The following is a 21,974-nucleotide window of genomic DNA, read 5'->3' as shown; positions in this document are numbered from 1 at the left end:
CATAAATGAATAAGATAGTAATTGCGATTGATGGATACTCAGGTTGTGGCAAAAGCTCCACTGCGAAAGCTGTAGCCAAAAAGTTAGGGTATACCTATATCGACAGTGGAGCAATGTATCGCTCTGCCGCACTGCATTTTTTGAATCATTCGGTAGACATTTACAACCAACAGGAAATATTAGCTCATTTAGCGCAACTACGCGTCAGTTTCAAAGTCAACCTTGATACAGGGCAACAAGAGACGTATCTCAATGATCAGAATGTTGAGCAGGAAATAAGAAACATGCGGGTGTCAAATTACGTGTCAGAAGTAAGCACTATCAAAGCTGTACGTGAGGCCCTTGTAGCTCAGCAACAAACTCTTGGACAAGCAAAGGGCGTGGTGATGGATGGAAGAGATATCGGGACAGTTGTTTTCCCGAATGCTGAATTAAAGGTGTTTATGACAGCTAATTTGGAGGTCCGAGCACAACGCAGACAACAGGAATTAGCCGAAAAAGGGCAGGAAGTACCTTTACAGGATATCATAAATAATCTAGCGGATCGGGATAATACAGATTCTACTAGAAAAGAAAGTCCATTGATGAAGTCGGAGGATGCGGTTGAAATTGATACTAGCCATCTGTGCTTTGAAGAACAAGTAGACAAAATAGTACAATTAGCTCATGAAATAATGGGTAAGAACGAAGTAGCGTATGAGAGTAAGCATAGATAAAAATTCAGGTTATTGTTTTGGTGTTGAATTTGCCATCAAAATGGCAGAGGATGAGATGGAGGTCTCGGATAAGCTGTATTGTTTGGGAGATATTGTGCACAATGACATGGAAGTCAAGCGTTTGGCGGACAAAGGATTGGTCATCATTGATCGTGAGCAATTACAGGAATTGAGTGACTGTAAAGTTTTGATTCGTGCCCACGGCGAGCCTCCTGAGACCTATAAAATGGCCATCGAAAATAATATTGAGTTGATAGATGCTTCTTGTCCAGTTGTATTGAAATTGCAGCACAGAGTTAAGACTGCCTTTGATAAAATGGAAAAAGAGCAAGGCCAAATTGTCATCTATGGTAAAAAAGGCCATGCTGAGGTCATTGGTTTGACAGGGCAGACCTTAGAAAAAGCTATAGTAGTCATGGAAGATAAGGATTTGGATAAGATTGATTTTTCAAAACCTGTTACGCTTTTTTCACAAACTACTAAAAGTACTAAAGGATTTTACGAGCTGAAAGAAAAAATAGAGGAGAGAATCAAGGCGGTGAAAGGAGAGTTTACAGAGGTGGATTTCAATGCCAATGACTCAATATGTAGACAAGTATCCAATAGAGAGCCACAATTACAAAAATTTGCCGCTGAAAACGATGTGATTGTGTTTGTTTCTGGTAAAAAAAGTTCTAATGGGAAAGCACTTTACCAAGTATGTAAATCTGTCAACCCAAAGAGTTATTTTGTAGAAAACGAATATGAAATCGAGCCGAGTTGGTTTGACCACCAAGGCACTGTTGGAATATGTGGAGCCACGTCCACTCCTATGTGGTTAATGGAACAGGTAAAGGCTCATATAGAGAAGTTAGAACATGATTTTGCGATATAATTGAAATTCTTGTATCCAAATCGTTCAAATTCCGTAAGTGTCCTAAGTCACAAATAATAACAAAATAATCTTCTATAAACTGATTGATTTTATTAGATTTGGGGCGTTTTTAAAAAGATCATATATTCATAAAATCATATGTCAAAAACAATAAAGCTTAAGAAGGGATTCGATATTAAGCTCGTAGGTAAAGCTGAAAAGCAGCTTGCTGAGTTCAAGCCCGCTAAGACTTTTGCGTTAAAACCAACCGATTTCATCGGTTTGCAACGACCAAAAGTAACTGTAAGTGAGGGAGATACTGTGAAAGCAGGTACACCTATCTTGTTTGATAAAGCCATGGAATCCGTGCAATATGTTGCACCGGTGTCGGGCGAAATCGTAGAGATTAAAAGAGGTGAACGAAGAAAATTGTTAGAAATTAAGATTCTTGCTGATAGTACTATCAGTTATGAATCATTTGACAAGTTTTCTGAAGGCGATCTTTCAAAATTGACGAAAGAAGATGCAGTAGCACAAATGTGTAAAGGTGGAGTTTGGCCTCAATTGGTTCAGAGACCTTATGGCATTGTCGCAAATCCTGCCGACACTCCTAAGTCAATCTTTATTTCAGCCTTTGATACTCATCCATTGGCTGCCGATTATGGTTTTATATTGGAAGGAGAAGATAAATACTTCCAAGCAGGACTTACCATTTTGGGTAAATTGACATCTGGAAAAGTTCATTTGAATGTAAATGAAGCTGAGCAGATTCCTTCTATTTTCGCAAATGCGAAAGGAGTAGAATTAAATAAATTCTCAGGACCACATCCAGCAGGTAATGTAGGTGTTCAAATCCATCACATCGACCCGATCAACAAGGGTGATATAGTTTGGACAATATCTCCTTATGGCGTTGCTCAGATTGGAAAACTTTTCTTGGAAGGTAAATTTGATGCTTCTAAGAAGTTTGCTATCACAGGTTCAAGAGCTAAAAAAGCAGCTTATGTAAAGACTTACATGGGAGCTTGTGTAGATACCTTGGTTCAAGGCAACTTGAAAGAAGATGAGAAATCTGACGTTGCTCCTGATACCCGAGTGGTTTCTGGTAATGTGTTGACAGGTGAAAAAATCAATGCAGACGGATACATTGGTTTCTATCATAACCAAATCACCTTGCTTCCAGAAGGTCACTACCACGAGTTTTTAGGCTGGGCACTTCCAACCAAGCATTTAAGTTACCACAGAGCCTTAGGTTTGTTCTCATTTTTGAATCCCAAGAAAGAACACGTACTTGATACAAATGTACGAGGTGAAGAAAGAGCATTTGTGCAGACAGGTGTATTCGAAAGTGTAACTCCAATGGATATCCTTCCAGTGTATTTGCTAAAAGCAATTATGGCGGAGGATTTCGATGAGATGGAGGAATTAGGTATTTATGAAGTGGTTGAAGAAGATTTGGCACTTTGTGAATTTGTGGACGTATCCAAACACCCAGTACAGGAGATAGTCAGAAAAGGTTTAGACTTATTACAACACAGTTAAATATATGAAGTTTCTAAGAGATCTGTTGGACAAGCAGAAGCCCCTTTTCAAGAAAGGAGGCAAGTTAGAGAACTTTTATTATGCATTTGAGGCAGGTGAAACATTCTTGTTTACCCCAAATCATACCAATGCAATAAAAGGTGCTCAAGTGAAGGATGCGATTGACCTCAAAAGAATGATGATCACCGTTGTGATTGCAATGATACCTTGCTTATTGTTTGGTATTTACAACACAGGACATCAACATTTCTTAGCTACCGGTCAAACAGCAGGATTGTGGGAAGATTTTGGTCCTAAGTTGATATTGGGACTTCAGCTAGTACTACCGATTGTGATCGTTGCTTATGCAGCGGGTGGTGCAGTAGAAGCAGCATTTGCTGTAATTCGTAAGCACCCAATCAACGAAGGATTCCTTGTTACAGGGATGTTAATTCCTTTGGTAGTTCCTGCAACACTTCCTTTATGGCAAGTAGCATTAGCTACTATATTCGCCGTAGTGATTGCTAAAGAAGTATTTGGTGGTACAGGGATGAATATCTTGAACGTTGCTATGACGGCGAGAGCATTCTTGTATTTCGCATATCCTGCTCAAATTTCAGGTGATCAGGTATGGACATATTTAGGTGATAAGGCTCCTGTGGATGGATTTTCCGGTGCAACTGCTCTTGCAGTAGTGTATAATGCAGGTCAGGACGGTGTAGTGGCTACAAAAGCTCTCGCCGAGCATAATGCGAGTTTGCAATCAGGATTGTTCGAGTTTTGGAACTTATTTATGGGATGGATTCCGGGATCTATTGGTGAGACATCTGCTTTGATGGCCTTAGTTGGGGCAGTTATTTTGATCGCTACCGGTGTTGCTTCTTGGAAAATTATCGTTTCTGGTTTTGCAGGTGCATATTTTATGGGCGTTATCTTCAACCTTTTTGCTGGAAATAACGAATACTTAGCAATGCCAGCTGAATATCATTGGGTAATTGGTGGTTTGGCCTTCGGTATCGTATTTATGGCTACCGACCCAGTTTCCGCAGCTCAGACAGAAGTAGGAAAATGGATTTATGGTTTCTTGATCGGTGTGTTGACAGTAATCATCCGTGTTACCAACCCAGCGTATCCAGAAGGTATTATGCTAGCCGTTCTATTCATGAACGTGTTTGCTCCATTGATCGATTTTTATGTAGTAAAAGCTAATAAGAAAAGGAGGTTACAACGTGCAACAGTCTAACGCTTATATCATCACATTCTCTGTAATCCTGACAGTAGTTTTAGGATTGCTATTGTCTGGTACTTCTCAAGTATTGGGACCTATTCAGAAAAAGGCCGTAGAGCTTGATACCAAAAAACAAATTTTGGGTGCTGTTCTAGAATCTTCTGAATTGAGAAAAATGACTTCTGATGAGATTCTTGCGTATTACGACAAAAGAATCACTTCTAAAGTAGTAGATATCAATGGCAACTTGATTGAAAAAGATGCTGATGGGAACCCCATCATCGCAGAAAATGTAAATGTTGCTAAAAACTACAAAATGGCTCCCGAAAAAAGACAGTTTCCTATGTTTGTTTTCCACAAAGAAGGAAATCCTGATGCAGTAGAGGCTTACATTGTGCAAGTGTACGGAGCAGGTCTTTGGGATGAAATTTGGGGCTTCTTAGCGCTTGATACAGATTTGAATACCATTGCGGGTGTTACTTTCGGTCATAAAGGAGAAACGCCTGGACTTGGAGCAAGAATTACCGAAGCAGGAGTACAAAATAGATTTCAAGGAAAGCAAATCTATGATGACTCAGGGTCATTCCAGTCTGTTGTAATGCAAAAAGGTGAAGGCAGAGACTTCTCTGATGATTTACACAAGGTTGATGGAATCTCCGGATCTACCATCACGGCTAACGGTGTAAATAACATGTTGAGAAACTACTTGCAGTTTTACAGCGCATATTTTGAGAAATTGCGTTCGTCTGCTGGCTCCACTGATTTAGCTTTAGTAAATTAATTCGAACATTATAACCAAACTATAATGAGCACAGAAACAGCACAGGCGTCTGTAAAGCAAGCAGAGCCTCTTTTGTCCAAAAGAAGGAGAAAATTCATCAGTGACCCTTTGGTAGATAATAACCCGATTACCATTCAGGTATTGGGAATTTGTTCTGCTCTTGCGGTTACTACCCAATTGCAGCCTACCTTAGTAATGGCGATATCAGTAATTTTCGTGATGGTTATGGCAAACCTAACCATCTCTTTGTTGAGAAATGCCATCCCATCCCGAGTTCGTATCATCGTTCAGTTAGCAGTAATTGCATCTTTGGTGACTTTGGTGAACGAAGTGTTGAAAGCCTTTGCTTTCGATATGTATAAAGAACTATCCGTATTCGTTGGTTTGATTATCACCAACTGTATCGTAATGGGTCGTTTGGAAGCATTCGCTTTGGGTAACAAACCCTATGATTCCATCTTGGATGGCTTCGGTTCTGCCCTTGGATATGCTTGGATTATCTTGGCGGTTGCTTTCTTCCGTGAGTTATTAGGTTCAGGTTCTGTATTCGGGGTACAAATCTACGATGCAATTTCCGGCCTATTCGGAGAAGGATTCAGCTTGGCAACTAATGGTTTGATGGTATCTCCTGTGGGAGCATTCATCATCCTTGGGTTGATCATCTGGGTACAGCGTACCAAAACTGGTTATGTAGAACACTAAAAAGTAGCAAAAATGGAATTAGTAAATTTAGCAGTAAAATCGATCTTTATCGATAATATGGTTTTCGCCTACTTTTTAGGAATGTGTTCATTTTTGGCCGTTTCTAAGAAGGTAAGTACGGCCCTTGGTTTGGGCGCAGCTGTAATCTTCGTATTGTCTGTAACTGCACCAACCAACTGGTTGTTGAATGAATACATCTTGAAAGAAGGTGCTTTATCCTGGGCTGGGCCTACTTTCGCAACAGTCGATTTATCTTTCCTACGATTCATCATGTTCATCGCAGTTATTGCTGCAATGGTACAGCTAGTAGAGATGATCGTTGAAAAGTTTGCTCCTGCATTGTATGGTGCATTGGGTATATTCCTTCCTTTGATCGCTGTAAACTGTGCGATTCTTGGTGGTTCCCTTTTCATGGCGCAGAGAGATTACACGATCGCTGAAGCAACCGTTTATGGTTTTGGTTCAGGTGTAGGGTTCTTCTTGGCTATGGTTGCTCTCGCAGCAATCAGAGAAAAATTGAAGTACTCCAATGTTCCTGACGGATTGAAAGGTTTAGGTATTACCATGCTTATCACTGGTTTGATGGGTATTGCCTTTATGTCCTTTATGGGTATTGATCTTTAAGAATAAGAAATTTTAAAAAAAGCCTCGGAGAAATCTGAGGCTTTTTTTGTGTCAATGCTTTTTAATTTACTTAGTTTTGTTGAAAGCTGAATAACATGTCGTTTACTTATAAAAGATTCATTACCTACTTCTTTAGAGGGTTACTTTTTGTAGTGCCAATAGCATTAACCGTCTATGTGATTGCTTGGGTTATTCAATTCATCGATGGGATGATACCAATCCCCATTCCGGGATTAGGGATGCTGATTATTTTGGCTTTCATTACTTTTATTGGCTTTTTAGCGAGCATATTTGTTACCAAGCCCTTATTTGAAATCTTTGAGCGCTGGGTTTTTAGGATTCCATTGATCAATATCTTGTATACCAGTATCAAGGACCTGATGTCTGCTTTTGTGGGCGATAAGAAGAAATTCAATACGCCTGTTTTGGTCAAATTTTCTGAGAATATTTATCGGTTAGGTTTTATTACACAAGAAAACTTGTTAGAAATAAATGAGGAAACACTCGTCTCTATTTATACGCCCCATAGCTATAATTTCTCGGGTAATTTATTTTTAGTACCTAAACGAAATGTCACGATTCTTCATGGATTAAGCAGTACTGAGGTGATGAAGTTTATCGTTTCCGGTGGTGTTTCCAATTTAAATTTGAAAGATGGTTTGGATAGTGAAACAGGAAAGTCTCCTATCTTATAGCAAAACAGAAAGTTCAATAGTGAATATGCAACCCTTAATACATGAATGTGGTATAAAGTTTTGTAACTATTTTAAAATACCATGGAAACTGTTTCTCAAAAGTCTGTAAGTGATAAAGTATCCTCAATTTTTACACCCAAAAGAATATTTGCATTATTCAACTTTGCTATTCTTTTTACGATACTGATATCAGAAGAAGGGTTGAAGATCATTTCTGAAAATCTGTACTATTTTGTATTGTGGGTATTCATGTATGGTTTCACCTCCTATTTTAAGCCAAAGGATCGATTTGATAAATACATTCTTTGGCCTGTAAGTTATCCAATTTTGATTTGGGCTGCTTACTACATGTTATTATCCAATCAATTGTTTGACGAATATCCCTTACCAAAGTTAGCCGGCATGCTTACGGGATTCTTTTATACACTAGTATTTTATGCGTATTTTATAAAAAATGAAAAAAAGCTTAATTGAACCACTTGAAATTTGATTTCTTAGGAACAATTAAGCTTCTGAAAATTATTTATCGATTACTTTTTTAGACGTGCAATCGGTGTTTTGCCACCTTTGGTTTTTTGATCCATCGTCACGAGGATTTCTGCATCTAGTGGTAAGAATATGTCCACTCTTGATCCAAATTTTATAAATCCGTACTCCCCACCTTGAGCTAATGGCATTCCATCTTTGACATACCACTTGATTCTACGAGCTAGTGCACCGGCAATCTGTCTTACCAATACTTGTGTGCCATTTTCATGACGTAAAACCATGGTCGTGCGTTCATTTTCTGTACTGGATTTGGGATGCCAAGCGACCAAATATTTTCCAGGATGGTATTTGAAAAACTCTACAATACCGGCAATAGGAGAGCGATTTACGTGAACATTGAAAGGAGACATGAAAATAGAAACTTGCTTTCTTCGGTCTTTCAAATACTCATCTTCCATTGTTTCTTCGATTACCACTACCTTGCCTTCTGCCGGTGCATACACCAAATCATCATCATTTGGTAATGCTACAAATGGATTTCTAAAGAACTGAAGTACAATTAAATACAGGACTACACTGACAAGTAAAACCAGGTTGAGTACCAAGTCTTGTTCCGGAATCCATTGATGTAATCCATAATTAAGCGCTGCCAGGATTATTAACATCCAAAACAGCAAAGATCTACCTTCTTTATGTATGGTCATAGGATAATTCGTTAAAAAGGGGTGTGAAAGTCACCTTTCACACCCCAAATATATAAATTTTTATTTTGTTCGCTTTTGCTTAGAAGCCACCTCGGAAGGTGTATGTCTTTGCTACTTTATCGATCGCAACAATGTATGCGGCAATTCTCATGGGAACATTGTATTTGATAGAAGCTTCATATACATGGTCAAAGGCATCTTTCATGATACGGTCAGAACGTCTATTGACGCGCTCAGCAGTCCATTTGTAACCCAATCTGTTTTGAACCCACTCAAAATATGATACTGTCACACCGCCTGCATTAGCCAAGATATCAGGAACAGCCATAATGCCTTTTTCATTGATAATAGCATCTGCTTTGGCAGAAGTAGGTCCATTGGCACCTTCTACGATCAATTTTGCTTTGATTTTATCCACGTTATGGATAGTAATCACATCTTCTACAGCCGCAGGAACGAGGACATCCACATCTAATTCCAACAATTCCATAGGATTAGCCATTTTCTCAGCTCCTTTGAAGCCTTCCAATGTACCATTGTTGCCGTCTCTGTAAGCAATTGCTTCTACGATATTGATTCCATTTTCGTTGTGATAAGCACCGGAAATATCAGAAATCGCTACGATTTTTAAGCCTCTTTCTTCTAAAAGTAGTGAGGCCCAAGAACCTACGTTACCAAAACCTTGCACGGCACACGTAGCAGAGAAAGGATTGATTTTTAATTTCTGCATAGCTGCCAAGGCACTGACCATTACACCCCGGCCTGTTGCTTCGGTTCTTCCCAAAGAACCGCCCAATACCAAAGGCTTGCCAGTTACTACGGCATTAACAGTCATTCCGTGAGACTTAGAATACTCATCCATCAACCAAGCCATTTCTCTTGGTCCGGTACCCATATCGGGTGCAGGAATGTCTTTGTCCGGTCCAAAAACGTCGATCATAGCTGTAGTGTAAGCTCTCATCAATCGTTCAATCTCACCTTTAGACATTTCACGAGGATTACAACGAACCCCTCCTTTACCACCACCGTATGGGATATCCACTACAGCGCATTTCCAAGTCATCCAAGCAGCGAGAGCTTTTACCTCATCGATATGGACATCCGGTGAAAAACGGATACCGCCTTTTGCAGGTCCAAGGATGTTTGAATGGATTACCCGGATTCCCTCAAAAACTTCAATTTTACCATTATCCATGGTAATGGGAAGTGAAACAATCACTTGTTTGGCAGGATTTTTCAGCACATTGTAGACTTCTTCAGAAAGTCCCAACTTTTCTGCTGCAATGTTAAATCTCTCCATCATTGACTCCAAAGGATTCTCTTTATCCTTGATCGGAGCTGGTTCAATGTAAGCCATAGTGGGTTTATTTAGTTGAATTATTCAATTATGATACAATATTAAGGACTTTTTCAGTATCCGCGGGTGATTTTTAAAAGATTTTCAAAAAAGCAGCAATAAATGGGGCCGATAATAACAATCCGTCAAATCTGTCCATAAATCCTCCATGTCCTGGTAATGCTTTTCCTGAATCTTTGATCTCTATACTCCTCTTAAACAGGGACTCTATGAGGTCACCGTAAGTTCCTGCAATAATGATAATCGTAGCGATGCTTAGCCATTGCCAAGAGGGTAAGGTATTGAAATGCTTACCCAAAATATAGGACATGACATAAGCAGTACCTGCACCTCCGAGAAATCCCTCCCAGGACTTTTTAGGAGATACGCGCTCGAACAATTTGGTCTTTCCAAACTTTGTGCCTGCGAAGTATGCACCCGAATCTGAAGCCCATAAAATCAGTAAAGATCCTATGATGATTTCATAATGAAAGGTGCCATCCACCGCAAAGGCTGCTACATTCAAGAGTGCAAACGGAACTGCGACATAAAAGATGCCTAAAAATGTAAAAGCAACTCCTGTAAATGGCTTTTTGTCTGATTTTCTGTATAATTTAATGAAAAAAACTAAGGATACGAGTGGGAAAATCAAGAAATAGTATTTGTCATCCAAATGCCCAATTTCTATAAAGAATGTTAGCGCAAATATTAAGGTGCCCAAAAACGTTCCAAAACTTTTCAAAGGGAGCATCCCATCCAAGCCGGAAAGTTTGTAAAACTCCATCTGGGAAAATGCCAAAATCAACCCAAAAGTGATAAAATAAATCCAAGGACTGTAAACCGCCCCTGCTATAATCACAAATGCACCAATCAAAGCAGTAATGACACGTTGGGCAAGATTGCTGTAATTGTTGATATTGAAGCGATCCCGCATTCTAAAAGGTGATCTCATGCTGCACGATGTTTAAAGCCTCCTCTAAATGCTGTTCAGCAACCATCACCTCGTATTGGCCATGAATCTGATAGGCTGTTTCTTTTTTATTTAGAATCACTGCTGGGATATCCCGGTCTTCCAGTATGCTTTTGACTATTTCTGCCCTGACGGGTGAACCATCTGCAAACACTTTTTTCCATTTACTCATGAGTTGCTAATTGAGATTGTTCGTTTTTAAAAACACGAAATAAAAGAATCATACCGATCAAGCCTGCAAATGCCATTAGCATGGGGACCTGCCCTGTTTCTTCTAAATCAAACTCTAGTATACCTATTTTATTCAAATATAGCATGATTACCGTGAAGGTATTGTTTAGAATATGTGCAAGGATGGGATATACTAATGAACCTGAATACACATAAAGGTAGCCAAATATCGCTCCTAAAAACACTCTTGGAAGAAAGCCATAGAACTGGATATGTATGGCAGAAAAGATAATGGCACTCACCCATACACCTGCGTGTACATTATTAAAATATCCACTAAGTTTTGGTTGGAGTACTCCTCTGAAGAACACTTCTTCCCCTAAACCTGCCAAAATACCAATAACCAAGATGCCTGCAAGGACTTCTGTGATGGAGTCAAAATCAGTCAAAAATTTGGTTAAGACCATTAATTGATCTTCTTTTTCTCTCAGAAATTGTTCAATTTGAGATAAGGATTCTGGAAATACAAAATCAGCATTCCAATCGATTAACACACTATTAAATATAATGCCTGCAATCAAAATTAGAATCATTAATACAACACTTTTGAACTCTGTAGTGGCTACATGTTGTTTCCACTGAAAATCAGCTCGATCGATTAGTTTGGCATAAAGGAGGCCTGCCACAAAAAAGGTAAATCCGCCTGCTAAGCCCTGTACGAATAGAAAAGCTAAGCGTGCTTGAGGATGCGAGGAGACTCCGGTGAGGATGGCGACCAATTCATCCAAAGAGACGGAAAAGATCACAGGAACCAGTACAATGGCTAATCCTTGCAAGAGCGCCATGACGCCAAAAGTGACCAAAATCAACACAACTATGGATAATAACCAGTTGGATCGAGAAGCTATAGGTGATTGGGTTTTATAAATCTGCATAATTTGACGTAAATTTACAGGAAAATTACAATTGAACGGTGGTAAAGATAGGAAACTTAGAAATCGGTGAATTCCCCTTGTTGCTCGCGCCTATGGAAGATGTGAGTGACCCTCCTTTTAGGGCAGTATGTAAGGAGAATGGAGCGGATTTGATGTATACAGAATTCATTAGCTCTGAAGGGCTAATTCGAGATGCAGCAAAGAGTATTCAAAAGCTAGATATTTTTGAATATGAGCGTCCCATAGGTATTCAGATTTTTGGAAATGAAATAGAGTCCATGAGGGAGGCAGCCGCTATTGCAGAAGCTGCGGGTCCGGACATATTGGACATCAATTATGGTTGTCCAGTTCATAAAGTTGCCTGCAAGGGTGCCGGTGCCGGGATTTTACTCGATATAGATAAAATGGTATCCATGACCACCGAAATTGTGAAAGCAGTTAAAATTCCAGTAACTGTAAAGACACGTCTTGGCTGGTCTCACGACACAATACGGATAGTAGAAGTCGCAGAGCGTTTGCAGGATGTGGGGATTCAAGCGATTTCCATTCATGCTAGGACGCGTCAGCAGATGTATAAAGGAGAGGCTGATTGGTCCTATTTGAATCAGGTAAAAGCTAATCCACGTTTGCATATTCCGGTTTTCGGAAATGGTGACATCGATAGTCCGGAAAAAGCCTTGGAATACAAACAAAAATATGATGTGGATGGAATGATGATCGGACGTGCCTCCATAGGATACCCCTGGATTTTCAATGAAATCAAGCATTATTTAGAGACTGGAGAAAAATTGTCTGGTCCAGATATGGAAGAACGGATTCGGGTGACCAAAAAGCATTTGGAATTTTCTGTTAAATGGAAGGGAGAAAAGCTCGGTATTTTGGAAATGAGGAGGCATTATACCAACTATTTCAGAGGTATGCCTAATTTCAAACCTTACCGTACGCAAATGGTAACGGTAGAGACCTTGGCGGAGGTACAGGAGATTTTGGACGAAGTAGGGTCAGTATATGCCGATTATCAATTTTAATGGTTGATAACAAAGGAGAATACGTACATTTGAAGTTACAGCAAGGGCTGTTTCATACTGCATTCAGAAGTATGAAACAGCTTTTTTTGATTCAATCATTCGTTTTATTATCCATTCATGAGTAATAGGGATTTGCTTGCCGAAAATGCATTAAAGGCCTGGGGTTTTTTGATTGTATTGGCCCTGATTTGGGGAAGTTCATTCATTCTGATAAAAAGGGGATTGGAAGTTTTTTCTCCGGGAGAAGTAGGTGCTTTCCGGATCGTAGCTGCCGGGCTTTTCCTTTTACCCTTGTCCTTACCGAGATTGAAGTCACTTAACAAAAGGCAGGTAAAAAACCTTTTGATAGTGGGATTGGTGGGCAGTTTTATTCCCGCTTTTCTGTTTGCCAAAGCACAGACCCAATTAAGTTCTTCCCTGACAGGAGTCTTTAATGCTATGACACCTTTGTTTGTGGTGATTATTGGCGCTTTGTTTTTCAATTCCAAAATTACCCAGCGTAATTTGATAGGGTTGCTTATTGCATTTGTGGGAGTGGTTTTATTGTTAATGGTCAAGGACACAGGCTTTGGAGGATTTACTGACATCAATAGCTATGCATTTTATGTCTTACTGGCCTGTTGTTGCTATGGAGTCAATTTGAATATCATTAAATATCGGTTTGTCGAACTCAAGCCGGTAGCCATCACGGCCATCTCCATTACTATGGTACTTCCGGCTGCCTTGGTTTATTTATTTGCCGTAACAGACTTTTCATTTAAGATAGTTCATGTAGCAGGTGCTTGGCAGGCAGCAGGTCTGATTAGTTTGTTGGGAATAGTAGGTACGGCCTTAGCTTTGATATTATTCAATGTGATGGTAAAAGTAGCGACCCCTGTTTTTGCGAGTTCAGTTACCTATCTTATCCCCATCGTAGCCATAATGTGGGGATTATTGGATGGAGAAACCTTACTTTTTGGACATTACATAGGAATTGCTGCTGTAATTATCGGTGTTTGGATTGGCAATAGAAAGTAGGAATTTGGTGCTTTTTTAGGTTGTCTAATTCAATTTTCCTATTTTCATTCCTCAGGAATATTCAAAAAACCTTTCAAACCTATACTTCTATGAGTCAACTATCACCACTATCTTCGGCCTTTTTCGGGCTGATAATTATGGCTTTGTTTTTATTGCCAGACACATATGCCCAAAGTGGACCTCAATGTAGAGCCTTAGTGTTCAGCAAAACCAAAGGTTTCCGACATCAATCCATTCCTGATGGTGTGGTCGCCTTAAAGAAATTAGCGAGGGACAATATTTTTGATATTTACACAACAGAGGACGAAGACTTCATTACAGATGCCAACTTGGCGAGATTTGATGTAATCATCTTGATGAGTACCACCGGCACTATTTTCAATGAAACTCAAAAAAGCAGTATTCAGAAATTTGTGCAAAGTGGGAAAGGTATTGTAGGCATTCACAGTGCTACGGATACGGAATATGATTGGCCATGGTACACACAACTGATAGGTGCACAATTTTTAAACCACCCGCATCAGCAAACTTTGAAGTTGAATGTGATTGATAGAAATCATCCCGCGACCTATCATTTGCCGGAAAAGTGGGTCTGGTCGGATGAAATTTACTCCTTCAAAAATTTCAATTCGAATGTTCGTGTGCTCATTACGGCTGATGAGCAAACCTACGATGCAGGAGATGGAATGGGTGATTTCCACCCCATTGCTTGGACCAATGAATTTGATGGAGGACGCATGTTTTATACGGCCTTAGGACATACCGATTGGGCTTTTCAAAGTCCTGATTTCATGAAGCACCTATTGGGAGGTATTTGGTGGGCGGCAAAAGGATATGAGGATTTGAAATAAGACTGTGGATTAAGTATTATAGATGATAGCCATCATCCGTACCTAGGGCTGAGCTAAGAGGGGGCGATGCTTAAAATAGTCGTTGATTAACCATTCAATCCTTGTGCTACGAAATCCTCACGCTGGAATTTGGCAACTCCTTCCTTCGTTCCTTGGAGTATGATTCGGAAGGTTGTTCCTTTCCCCACTTCGGATTCTTTGACAAACACCTTTCCTTTGTGATAGCCTTCGATAATCCGCTTTGCAAGGGTCAGCCCCAATCCCCAACCTCGTTTACGGGTTGTAAATCCGGGAGTGAAAATTCTCTTGAACATGCCCTTTTCCATCCCCTTTCCATCATCAGTAATATCTACAAAGACATATTTTTCACTTTCTTTGATGATATTAATGGTGATGGAGCCCTGACCTTTCATGGCATCTACTGCATTTTTACAGATATTTTCAATCACCCATTCAAATAAAGGTTTGTTGATCATAGCTTCAATACCGTTTTCATAGCCATTGACCGTCATGCTTACTTTGGTCGAGATTCGTGGCCTTAAATAATTGATGGCTTCATCGATCACCATAAATACGTTTTCAGGCTGTATGGAAGGTTTACTTCCTATGGAACTAAAGCGTTCCGTTACCATGCGGAGCTTCACCACGTCTTTATCCATTTCCTGAATCACTTCTTTATTTTCCTCGTAAAAAGGCGAGTTTTTGAAATAATCGAGCCAAGCCATCAACGATGCAATCGGAGTCCCCAGCTGATGGGCAGTCTCTTTGGTCAACCCCGCCCAAACCCGGTTTTGCTCAGCTATTTTGGATTGATTGAATACCGCATACGCCAAGGCTCCGAACACGAGGATGACAGACAGTTGAATGTATGGATAGAAGCGCAAGGAAGTCAGCAATTCAGAATTTCGATAGTACACATAAGAGTCCATAATTTCGATGGGCTCAAACTGTGTTTTCATTTTGATGATTTCTTCTTTGAGCACTTTTGCTTTTTCGTCTTCCGTGATATTTTTTCGAAACTTAATGTTCCGCATATCCAAGGGATTGCCCGCTGCATCGGCAATAATTACCGGGATGGAATAGTTTTGTTGGATGATTTCTGAGTTGATGAATGTCAAATTGTCAGTATTCATGGAGGCATACTCCAATGCTTTTGCCAATAATTGAATTTGACGTTTTTCACGCTCGCGTAATTCTTCCACCAAAAGATTGGTATAAAAGATTGATCCGAAACTGATAATCACTGAACTGATGAAAATCAGCCATTTGACGGTGTTTTTATTGCGGTAAAAGTCCAAAATCCCGATATCCTGTAGCGCCTGCTTCATTTGTTCAATCCTTCGATAGCTAATTTGCGTATGTATAGAAAACTCCTTTCGCCCATTGTTAGTATCAATCGGCTTAAATTAGTTTCCGGCCTTCTATGGCCTTGTTTTTGATTGTATAGAGTAAAACAACCATTAAATATAAAGATTATGAGCACAAATGATATCGGATTGAAAATAAAAGACAGTAAAGTTTTGGCGGCGAAATTAAATTCGCTTTTGGCCAGCTATCAGATATACTATCAGAATTTGCGTAACTTCCATTGGAATGTTACCGGACCGAACTTCTTTGAGTTGCATGCAAAATTTGAAGAACTGTACAATGCGGCGGCTTTGAATATCGATGAGACTGCGGAGCGTATCCTGACTCTCGGTCAGCGACCATTGTCTTCTTATGAAGAATACATAGCAGACTCTTCCATTACGGAAGCAAAGATGGTGTCCGATGCGAAGAAAATGGTAGAAATCACCCGTGATAACTTGAATAGTCTTTTGGATTTAGAAAGAGAGACCTTGGAGTTAGCAGGAGAGCAAGGTGACGAAGGTACCGATGCTTTAATGAGTGAGTATATTACAGCCAAAGAAAAAGTGGTATGGATGTTATCTGCATATTTGAAGTAATACTCGACCACAGTTGACGGTCCACTGTCCACGGTTTGAGTATTTTCAATAGATAGCAGATAGCATAATTATAGCTTATCTCTCTTTTATGGATCGTATTTCAGAAAAAGCCCTGATGTAGTTCGGGGCTTTTTTGGTTTACACTTTTCTGATCAACTCATAGTTGGTGCTACGGCCTCCTGCGGCTTCTTTTTGAAGTATCCCTTTTTCAAGGAGGTCATTGATGTCTCTGATCGCTGTGTCCTTGGATGATTTAGTTATTTTGGCCCACTTAGATGAGGTCAATTTTCCTTCAAATTCACCCATCAGCATATTCAATAATTTTCGTTGTCGTTCATTGAGTACAGTATGCGTGTGTTTTCTCCAAAAGTTCGCTTTGAATAAAACTGCATCCAAGCCTTGGTCTGTCGCTTTTAAAGCATTCGTTAGGCAAGATAAAAACCACTGTATCCATTCTGTAATGTCAAGTGTATCCTTCTGGGTTTTTTCTAAGATCTCATAGTAACCTTTTCTTTCTTTTCGAATCTGTGCTGACATGCTGTAAAACCGTTGATTGCTGTTGTCCGAACGAGCTAATAGCAAATCTGTTAGTGCCCGTGTGATTCTTCCATTTCCATCTTCAAATGGGTGTATGGTGACAAACCAAAGGTGGGCAATAGCTGCTTTCAATACGGGTTCTATGGATTCATGTGAATTAAACCATTCTAAAAATTGACTCATTTCCGCTTCAATTAAGGTTGAATCCGGAGCTTGAAAGTACACTTTTTCTTTTCCTAAAGCTCCAGATACCACCTGCATGGGACCTGTTGAATCTTGTCTCCAGTCTGCGACCCTTATTTTGTACATACCACTTCTTCCAGTAGGAAAAAGTGCAGCATGCCAATCCAATAAACGCTCTTTTGTTAGGGATTCAAAGCAGTTGCTAGTAGCATCGACCATCATCTCTACCACCCCATCTACAAATCTATCGGACTCCACTGCACCTGCTATTTCCATTCCTAATTTACGAGCTAATGAAGAGCGGACTTGATCTAAATCCAAGTATTCACCTTCTATTTCCGAGGATTTGAGTACATCAAGAGTGAGGGTATGAAGTAATGCTTCATTTTTGAGATCAAAACCCAAAGACTCCATTTTACCCAATAATCTTCCCTGAAGGTTTCTTACCGTACTTAACTGCTGGATTATTTCCTCATGGTTCCAGTAAAATGAAGGCCAATCCGGATTATGGTAGATATAACGCATTATTCGTTGCATTTTATGCTACGAATATATGGGTTTATCGTTGCATAAAAAAATAATCGACGCAATATATGCGTCGATTATTTTTTTATTCATTGCATTGAACGATAAGGGTGTTCCGAAATATGGTTATTCCTCACTTGATTTCCAATATCCAGCTTTCCAAAGGCTTCAGATCAACTCGTACGCTGCCTTGACTATCTTGAATTGTCAAAGTTGGTTTCACATTTCCATAAAGTTTTTCATGCAATTCGTATGTCCCATTGGATAAACCCCAGGCCTGAATGATGGAAGCCGGTACTTGCAATTCAAAGCCAAAGCTGTTCTGCTGATCAAAATTGGTAACAATAATCAAGCGCTGTTTTTCTGACCAACGAACATAAGAAAAGACCTTGTCATTGTACCATTCGGTATTTGAGCGGTTGTGGCTGTGGATTTCAGCATATTCACCTGCAAGGGCAGGGCTGTAGAGCGTAAAGTTCAGCAAGCGCTTGTAGAAATAACGCAGTTCTTTTTCTGAATTGGACAATTGTCCTCCATCAAACTTTCCTCCATTCATCCATCGCTGATGATGAGGAACACCAATATAATCGAAGATGGAAGTTCGGCTGGGTTTTCCAAATCCAGCGTCTTCTGCTCCAGGTTCACCTACTTCCTGACCGAAGTAAATCATCATAGGGGCTGCATCAATCGTCGCTGATAGGACGGCTGCTGGCTTGGCGATTTCCGCTTTGCCTGCAAACTCAGGACTGGCAATACGCTGCTCATCATGGTTTTCCAAAAAGTGCAACATGTGTTTGCCGATATCCGCCAAACCAGCTTGAATTGGAATTAGATTGTCTGTGGAGCCTTTACCTTGCATGATGTTTTTCAAGGTGTCGTAGAGCTCCACTTTGTCGTAGAGGTAATCCATTTTTCCCAAATGGATATATTCTCGGTATGCTTGAGGATTGTAGATTTCGGCTAAAAGGAAAGCATTTGGATTGGCAACTTTAATGGCGGAGTTCAAATAGCTCCAAAACTCCACGGGAACCATTTCAGCCATATCAAAGCGGAAACCATCCACGCCCTTAGAAGTCCAGAAGAGTGCGATATCCTTGAACTTTATCCATGAATCCGGCACCTCTTTATCCGCCCAGAAAGCAGCATGGGTCTTGTAGTCTTTATTGTCATATCCATCAGGGAGACTTGGGAAATCCTTAGTGCCGTCAGGACGTACACCATAATTTACCTTAACCGTTTCGTACCAATCGTGGAAATGAGGTTGAGCTTCTCTACTGCCATTTCCTGTCCACTTTGCTGGGTTTTCATCAAATTCCCCATCTGAAAGTGGATGATCGTCTCCACCCAAGGGCTTGTAATTGTCCAAAGGAGCCGGAACTACAAATGGTTTTTCTGGTATGTAGTAGAAGTTATTATTTTTATGATATTCTACAGTTTGGTCATCATTTGCACCAAAATCACTGACTCCATCAGGATTGTTTTTGCCTTCATATTTTCTAGCGACATGGTTGGGCACGATATCAATGATGACTTTCATTCTGTGTTTGTGAGTGCGATGGATGAGGGCTTCAAATTCCTCCAATCGCTTGGATGGGTCATCTGCTAGGTCAGGATTCACTTGGTAGTAGTCTTTTACCGCATAAGGAGAACCTGCGCGCCCTTTGACCACATCGGGATCGTCATTGCTGATATCGTAGGCGGTGTAATCACGAATCACTGCATGATGAGGGATTCCCGTGTACCAAATATGGCTTACACCCAAAGCCTTGATTTCTTCCAAAGCTTTGTCTGTAAAGTCAGAAAATTTTCCGACTCCATTTTCTTCCAAGGTTCCCCATGGCTTATTGTTAGTATTGGTATTGCCAAACAGGCGGGTAAAGACTTGATACACGACAATTTTGTGTTGTTCTTCCATGGTGGGTTCAGGAGCAGTGGGATTAGTGTCACAGCTGTAGAACATGCTTGCAGCTACAGCCAATGATAAAAAGAGTAATTTTTTCATGGACTAAAGATAAAAAAATGTCTTGATTTGAATCAATCTATCTTTGTGTGTTTTACAATTAATCATCTGTGAAAATCAGTGTCAATCATTTCAAATCTGTGTTTGCTTATATTTTTTTCCAATCCAAACCAGCAAGCTCGCAATTCCTGTAAATACCAAGGCCAACACAAGAAAGTTGATAATCAATTGGCCCACACTGATCGTATTTAAATCCACAAAAGGATAAGGATAGAACCCCGAGAGATGCCCGTGAATTACGGTGTACACGAAATAGAGTAGGGGATATATTAGCCAATAGGGGAGTTGCTTCCATTCGACTGCCTTTTTATCCTCAAAAAGCCACCAAAATACCAGCGCTAGCAATGGGTTAAGCGTATGCAACAATTCATCGGTCAATCGAGCCATTCCCTGTGGGTCCCAAATGCCGCGAAGCACGACTTGATACACCAAACCAACCACTACTATGTAGACGGTGATAGCGGTTAAGGTACCCGGTTTTTTCCATATTTTCCCACCTTCATGTAAATGACCATGGACCTGTGAACTGAAATAAATGGCCAAAAGAGTGTTGGTCAAAATCGTGAAATAGCTAAAAAAGCGGATAGTTGCTGTACCTATAGCAAGAGGAGTGGCTTCCAACATGATCCAATACTGCATCGTGACTGCCGACCATGCAGCAAAGGCAAAAAGATATGCTAGGTTTTTTCTCATAGTTCATGTAATAGTCTGTACACAAAAACAGTTGATCGCTTCAATAAGTCGGGAAACTCTTTCATGTTGATGGTTTCTGCAGGAGAGTGTGCACCTGTCCCTGATGCCCCCAATCCATCGATGCAATCCAAATAATCTGCTACATAGGAAATATCGCCAGCTCCTCGGGAACCGGGATCCCCCGCTTTTACCTCTCCAAAACCCATATCCGTACTGACCTTTGACAGGATATCCACTAAGGCATAATTCCCTGCCGTGGGTGGCATGGATGGAATACCATCTTCAAATGTGATACTGGCTGTAGTTCCATTGAGGTTTCTACCGACGATTTCCCGCATTTTTTCTCGGGCTTTTTCTTTTTGTTCTTCGCCCAAAAACCGCAAATCACCCGTCACAAATGCCTCTCTTGCGACGATATTGGTCTTTCCCAAAGCACTGCCTTCCCCATTATCTTCATTGTAGGCTACATCAGAGCCACCGATGATTTGACCTGGATTAAAAGTCAGGTACTGTTCTCCGGCCAATTCTTCTCGAAAGGTATTCAAGATTCTTGCAGCTTCATAAATGGCTCCATAGCCCACCGACTCGCGAAATACACCGGAAGAGTGCACTTGTCTCCCACCTGTTTTTAATGTCCAGCCACTCGCTCCTCTTCGGGCTACAGTTGCTATATTGAAGCCCTGGGCAGTCTCATAGCCAAGGGCATAGTCGTGTAGCTTCGCTCGCTCTACAAAATCTAATCTGCTAACCCAGCTTGGGCTTCCAGCATTTTCTTCATCCCCAGTAAAGTACACAGTAACCGTCCGGTCTTCTAACAAACCCAATTCATGCAATGCCTTCAGCGTAGCAAAAATCATCACATTCCCCCCTTTCATGTCATTGGCTCCTTGGCCTTTGGCGGTATGCTCATCCACATACGTGAAGGGATAAAAAGGCATGTCTTTTTCAAATACCGTATCCAAGTGTCCGATAAAAAATAATTTCTTGCCTTTAGTGCCTTTTTTGCTTGCCACAAAATGACCTGCTCGCTTTAGGGAATCGGGCAAAGTCACCCATTCTGTGGTAAATCCTATTTTGGCAAACTCCCGCTCAAAAATTTGACCTACCTTCCGTACTCCTTCCAAATTGAAGGTTCCAGAATTGATATTGACAGTTTCTTCCAATAAGGCTAGTGTCTCTTGGTAGTTTTTTTCAATTTGCTGAATCAGCTTTTGCTCTTTCTCATGCAGGGTTTGCGCAAAAGTTATGGGAGACCAAAGGAGGGCGATGAAAACAAAGAGTTTAACTTTCATAGTTGCGATTCTAGGGTTTCTGTGTTTTTTTTGTCGCCTCAATATATCGAAATATTCAGATTTGAGGAACAAGAGTTAACCGCAAGCAGTTAAATCTGTTGAGATTCTTGAGTATTTTGAATCTGAATTCTTGTTCTTTCGTAGAACTAACAATAAA

Annotated in this window: 23 protein-coding genes; 13 read left to right on the top strand and 10 right to left on the bottom strand. The window is 40.4% G+C overall.

Going from position 1 to position 21,974, the window contains the following annotated elements; genetic code table 11:
* Positions 1-5: 5 nt before the first annotated feature.
* The 9 genes from cmk to ACXIUD_RS08105 all read left to right on the top strand — a co-directional run bounded on the left by cmk (position 6) and on the right by ACXIUD_RS08105 (position 7,594).
* Positions 6-716: a (d)CMP kinase gene (cmk, locus tag ACXIUD_RS08145; protein WP_458052128.1), complete on the top strand. Its 711-nt coding sequence runs from the start codon at positions 6-8 to the stop codon at positions 714-716.
* Positions 697-1,590, top strand: coding sequence for a 4-hydroxy-3-methylbut-2-enyl diphosphate reductase (locus ACXIUD_RS08140; protein WP_458052127.1), 894 nt, complete (start codon positions 697-699; stop codon positions 1,588-1,590). The genes cmk and ACXIUD_RS08140 overlap by 20 nt, the downstream gene beginning before the upstream one ends.
* Before the next feature lie 138 nt (positions 1,591-1,728).
* Positions 1,729-3,111, top strand: coding sequence for a Na(+)-translocating NADH-quinone reductase subunit A (locus tag ACXIUD_RS08135; RefSeq protein WP_458052126.1), 1,383 nt, complete (start codon positions 1,729-1,731; stop codon positions 3,109-3,111).
* A gap of 4 nt (positions 3,112-3,115) precedes the next feature.
* Complete coding sequence (locus tag ACXIUD_RS08130; RefSeq protein WP_458052125.1) at positions 3,116-4,333, top strand: NADH:ubiquinone reductase (Na(+)-transporting) subunit B; 1,218 nt, start codon at positions 3,116-3,118, stop codon at positions 4,331-4,333.
* Entirely contained in the window at positions 4,320-5,099 is a 780-nt protein-coding gene (nqrC, locus tag ACXIUD_RS08125) for an NADH:ubiquinone reductase (Na(+)-transporting) subunit C (RefSeq protein ID WP_458052124.1), read from the top strand. The genes ACXIUD_RS08130 and nqrC overlap by 14 nt, the downstream gene beginning before the upstream one ends.
* Positions 5,100-5,123: 24 nt before the next feature.
* Positions 5,124-5,801 carry an NADH:ubiquinone reductase (Na(+)-transporting) subunit D gene (locus ACXIUD_RS08120; RefSeq protein WP_189584732.1) on the top strand — a complete coding sequence of 226 codons (678 nt, stop codon included), beginning with the start codon at positions 5,124-5,126 and terminating at the stop codon, positions 5,799-5,801.
* Between the two features lie 12 nt (positions 5,802-5,813).
* Entirely contained in the window at positions 5,814-6,425 is a 612-nt protein-coding gene (gene nqrE / locus ACXIUD_RS08115) for an NADH:ubiquinone reductase (Na(+)-transporting) subunit E (RefSeq protein ID WP_458052123.1), read from the top strand.
* A 95-nt stretch (positions 6,426-6,520) separates the two neighbouring features.
* Positions 6,521-7,120 carry a DUF502 domain-containing protein gene (locus ACXIUD_RS08110; protein ID WP_458052122.1) on the top strand — a complete coding sequence of 200 codons (600 nt, stop codon included), beginning with the start codon at positions 6,521-6,523 and terminating at the stop codon, positions 7,118-7,120.
* 81 nt (positions 7,121-7,201) lie between these two features.
* Entirely contained in the window at positions 7,202-7,594 is a 393-nt protein-coding gene (locus ACXIUD_RS08105) for a hypothetical protein (RefSeq protein ID WP_458052121.1), read from the top strand.
* A gap of 56 nt (positions 7,595-7,650) precedes the next feature.
* On the opposite strand, the gene ACXIUD_RS08100 is transcribed toward ACXIUD_RS08105, so the two are convergent.
* The 5 genes from ACXIUD_RS08100 to ACXIUD_RS08080 all read right to left on the bottom strand — a co-directional run bounded on the left by ACXIUD_RS08100 (position 7,651) and on the right by ACXIUD_RS08080 (position 11,725).
* Complete coding sequence (locus ACXIUD_RS08100; RefSeq protein ID WP_458052120.1) at positions 7,651-8,313, bottom strand: phosphatidylserine decarboxylase family protein; 663 nt, start codon at positions 8,311-8,313, stop codon at positions 7,651-7,653.
* Positions 8,314-8,392: 79 nt separating this feature from the next.
* The gene (locus ACXIUD_RS08095) at positions 8,393-9,670 is read right to left on the bottom strand and encodes a Glu/Leu/Phe/Val family dehydrogenase (RefSeq protein WP_458052119.1); all 1,278 of its coding nucleotides are present in this window, start codon (positions 9,668-9,670) and stop codon (positions 8,393-8,395) included.
* 73 nt (positions 9,671-9,743) lie between these two features.
* Positions 9,744-10,601, bottom strand: a complete 858-nt coding sequence (locus tag ACXIUD_RS08090) for a phosphatidate cytidylyltransferase (RefSeq protein ID WP_229800682.1) — start codon at positions 10,599-10,601, stop codon at positions 9,744-9,746.
* The gene (locus ACXIUD_RS08085) at positions 10,585-10,791 is read right to left on the bottom strand and encodes a putative signal transducing protein (protein ID WP_458052118.1); all 207 of its coding nucleotides are present in this window, start codon (positions 10,789-10,791) and stop codon (positions 10,585-10,587) included. Before ACXIUD_RS08085 ends, ACXIUD_RS08090 begins: the two co-directional genes overlap by 17 nt.
* Positions 10,784-11,725 (bottom strand): CPBP family intramembrane glutamic endopeptidase, encoded by a 942-nt coding sequence (locus ACXIUD_RS08080; protein ID WP_458052117.1) that lies wholly within the window; start codon positions 11,723-11,725, stop codon positions 10,784-10,786. The genes ACXIUD_RS08085 and ACXIUD_RS08080 overlap by 8 nt, the downstream gene beginning before the upstream one ends.
* A 38-nt stretch (positions 11,726-11,763) precedes the next feature.
* Between ACXIUD_RS08080 and dusB the strand changes: the two genes are divergently transcribed.
* The 3 genes from dusB to ACXIUD_RS08065 all read left to right on the top strand — a co-directional run bounded on the left by dusB (position 11,764) and on the right by ACXIUD_RS08065 (position 14,621).
* Positions 11,764-12,753, top strand: coding sequence for a tRNA dihydrouridine synthase DusB (gene dusB / locus ACXIUD_RS08075; protein WP_458052116.1), 990 nt, complete (start codon positions 11,764-11,766; stop codon positions 12,751-12,753).
* Between the two features lie 117 nt (positions 12,754-12,870).
* The gene (locus ACXIUD_RS08070) at positions 12,871-13,770 is read left to right on the top strand and encodes a DMT family transporter (RefSeq protein ID WP_458052115.1); all 900 of its coding nucleotides are present in this window, start codon (positions 12,871-12,873) and stop codon (positions 13,768-13,770) included.
* Between the two features lie 89 nt (positions 13,771-13,859).
* On the top strand, positions 13,860-14,621 hold the full coding sequence (locus ACXIUD_RS08065) for a ThuA domain-containing protein (RefSeq protein ID WP_458052114.1): 762 nt from the start codon (positions 13,860-13,862) through the stop codon (positions 14,619-14,621).
* A gap of 86 nt (positions 14,622-14,707) precedes the next feature.
* On the opposite strand, the gene ACXIUD_RS08060 is transcribed toward ACXIUD_RS08065, so the two are convergent.
* A complete protein-coding gene (locus tag ACXIUD_RS08060) occupies positions 14,708-15,949 on the bottom strand; it encodes a sensor histidine kinase (RefSeq protein ID WP_458052113.1) in 1,242 nt (413 codons plus the stop codon).
* 147 nt (positions 15,950-16,096) lie between these two features.
* On the opposite strand from ACXIUD_RS08060, the gene ACXIUD_RS08055 reads away from it, so the two are divergent.
* Positions 16,097-16,567, top strand: coding sequence for a Dps family protein (locus tag ACXIUD_RS08055; protein WP_458052112.1), 471 nt, complete (start codon positions 16,097-16,099; stop codon positions 16,565-16,567).
* Between the two features lie 138 nt (positions 16,568-16,705).
* On the opposite strand, the gene ACXIUD_RS08050 is transcribed toward ACXIUD_RS08055, so the two are convergent.
* From ACXIUD_RS08050 to ACXIUD_RS08035, 4 genes are all read right to left on the bottom strand, one after another.
* Positions 16,706-17,812 (bottom strand): Fic family protein, encoded by a 1,107-nt coding sequence (locus tag ACXIUD_RS08050; protein WP_458052111.1) that lies wholly within the window; start codon positions 17,810-17,812, stop codon positions 16,706-16,708.
* A gap of 133 nt (positions 17,813-17,945) precedes the next feature.
* Positions 17,946-19,814, bottom strand: a complete 1,869-nt coding sequence (locus ACXIUD_RS08045) for an alpha-amylase family protein (RefSeq protein WP_458052110.1) — start codon at positions 19,812-19,814, stop codon at positions 17,946-17,948.
* 90 nt (positions 19,815-19,904) lie between these two features.
* Positions 19,905-20,525: a Pr6Pr family membrane protein gene (locus tag ACXIUD_RS08040; protein WP_458052109.1), complete on the bottom strand. Its 621-nt coding sequence runs from the start codon at positions 20,523-20,525 to the stop codon at positions 19,905-19,907.
* Positions 20,522-21,817 (bottom strand): M20/M25/M40 family metallo-hydrolase, encoded by a 1,296-nt coding sequence (locus ACXIUD_RS08035; protein WP_458052108.1) that lies wholly within the window; start codon positions 21,815-21,817, stop codon positions 20,522-20,524. Before ACXIUD_RS08035 ends, ACXIUD_RS08040 begins: the two co-directional genes overlap by 4 nt.
* Positions 21,818-21,974 lie beyond the last annotated feature (157 nt).

The sequence above is a fragment of the Mongoliitalea sp. genome (genome assembly GCF_054166905.1).
Note: the sequence above shows the minus strand (reverse complement) of the source record. Positions and strands in the feature narration are given on the sequence as shown.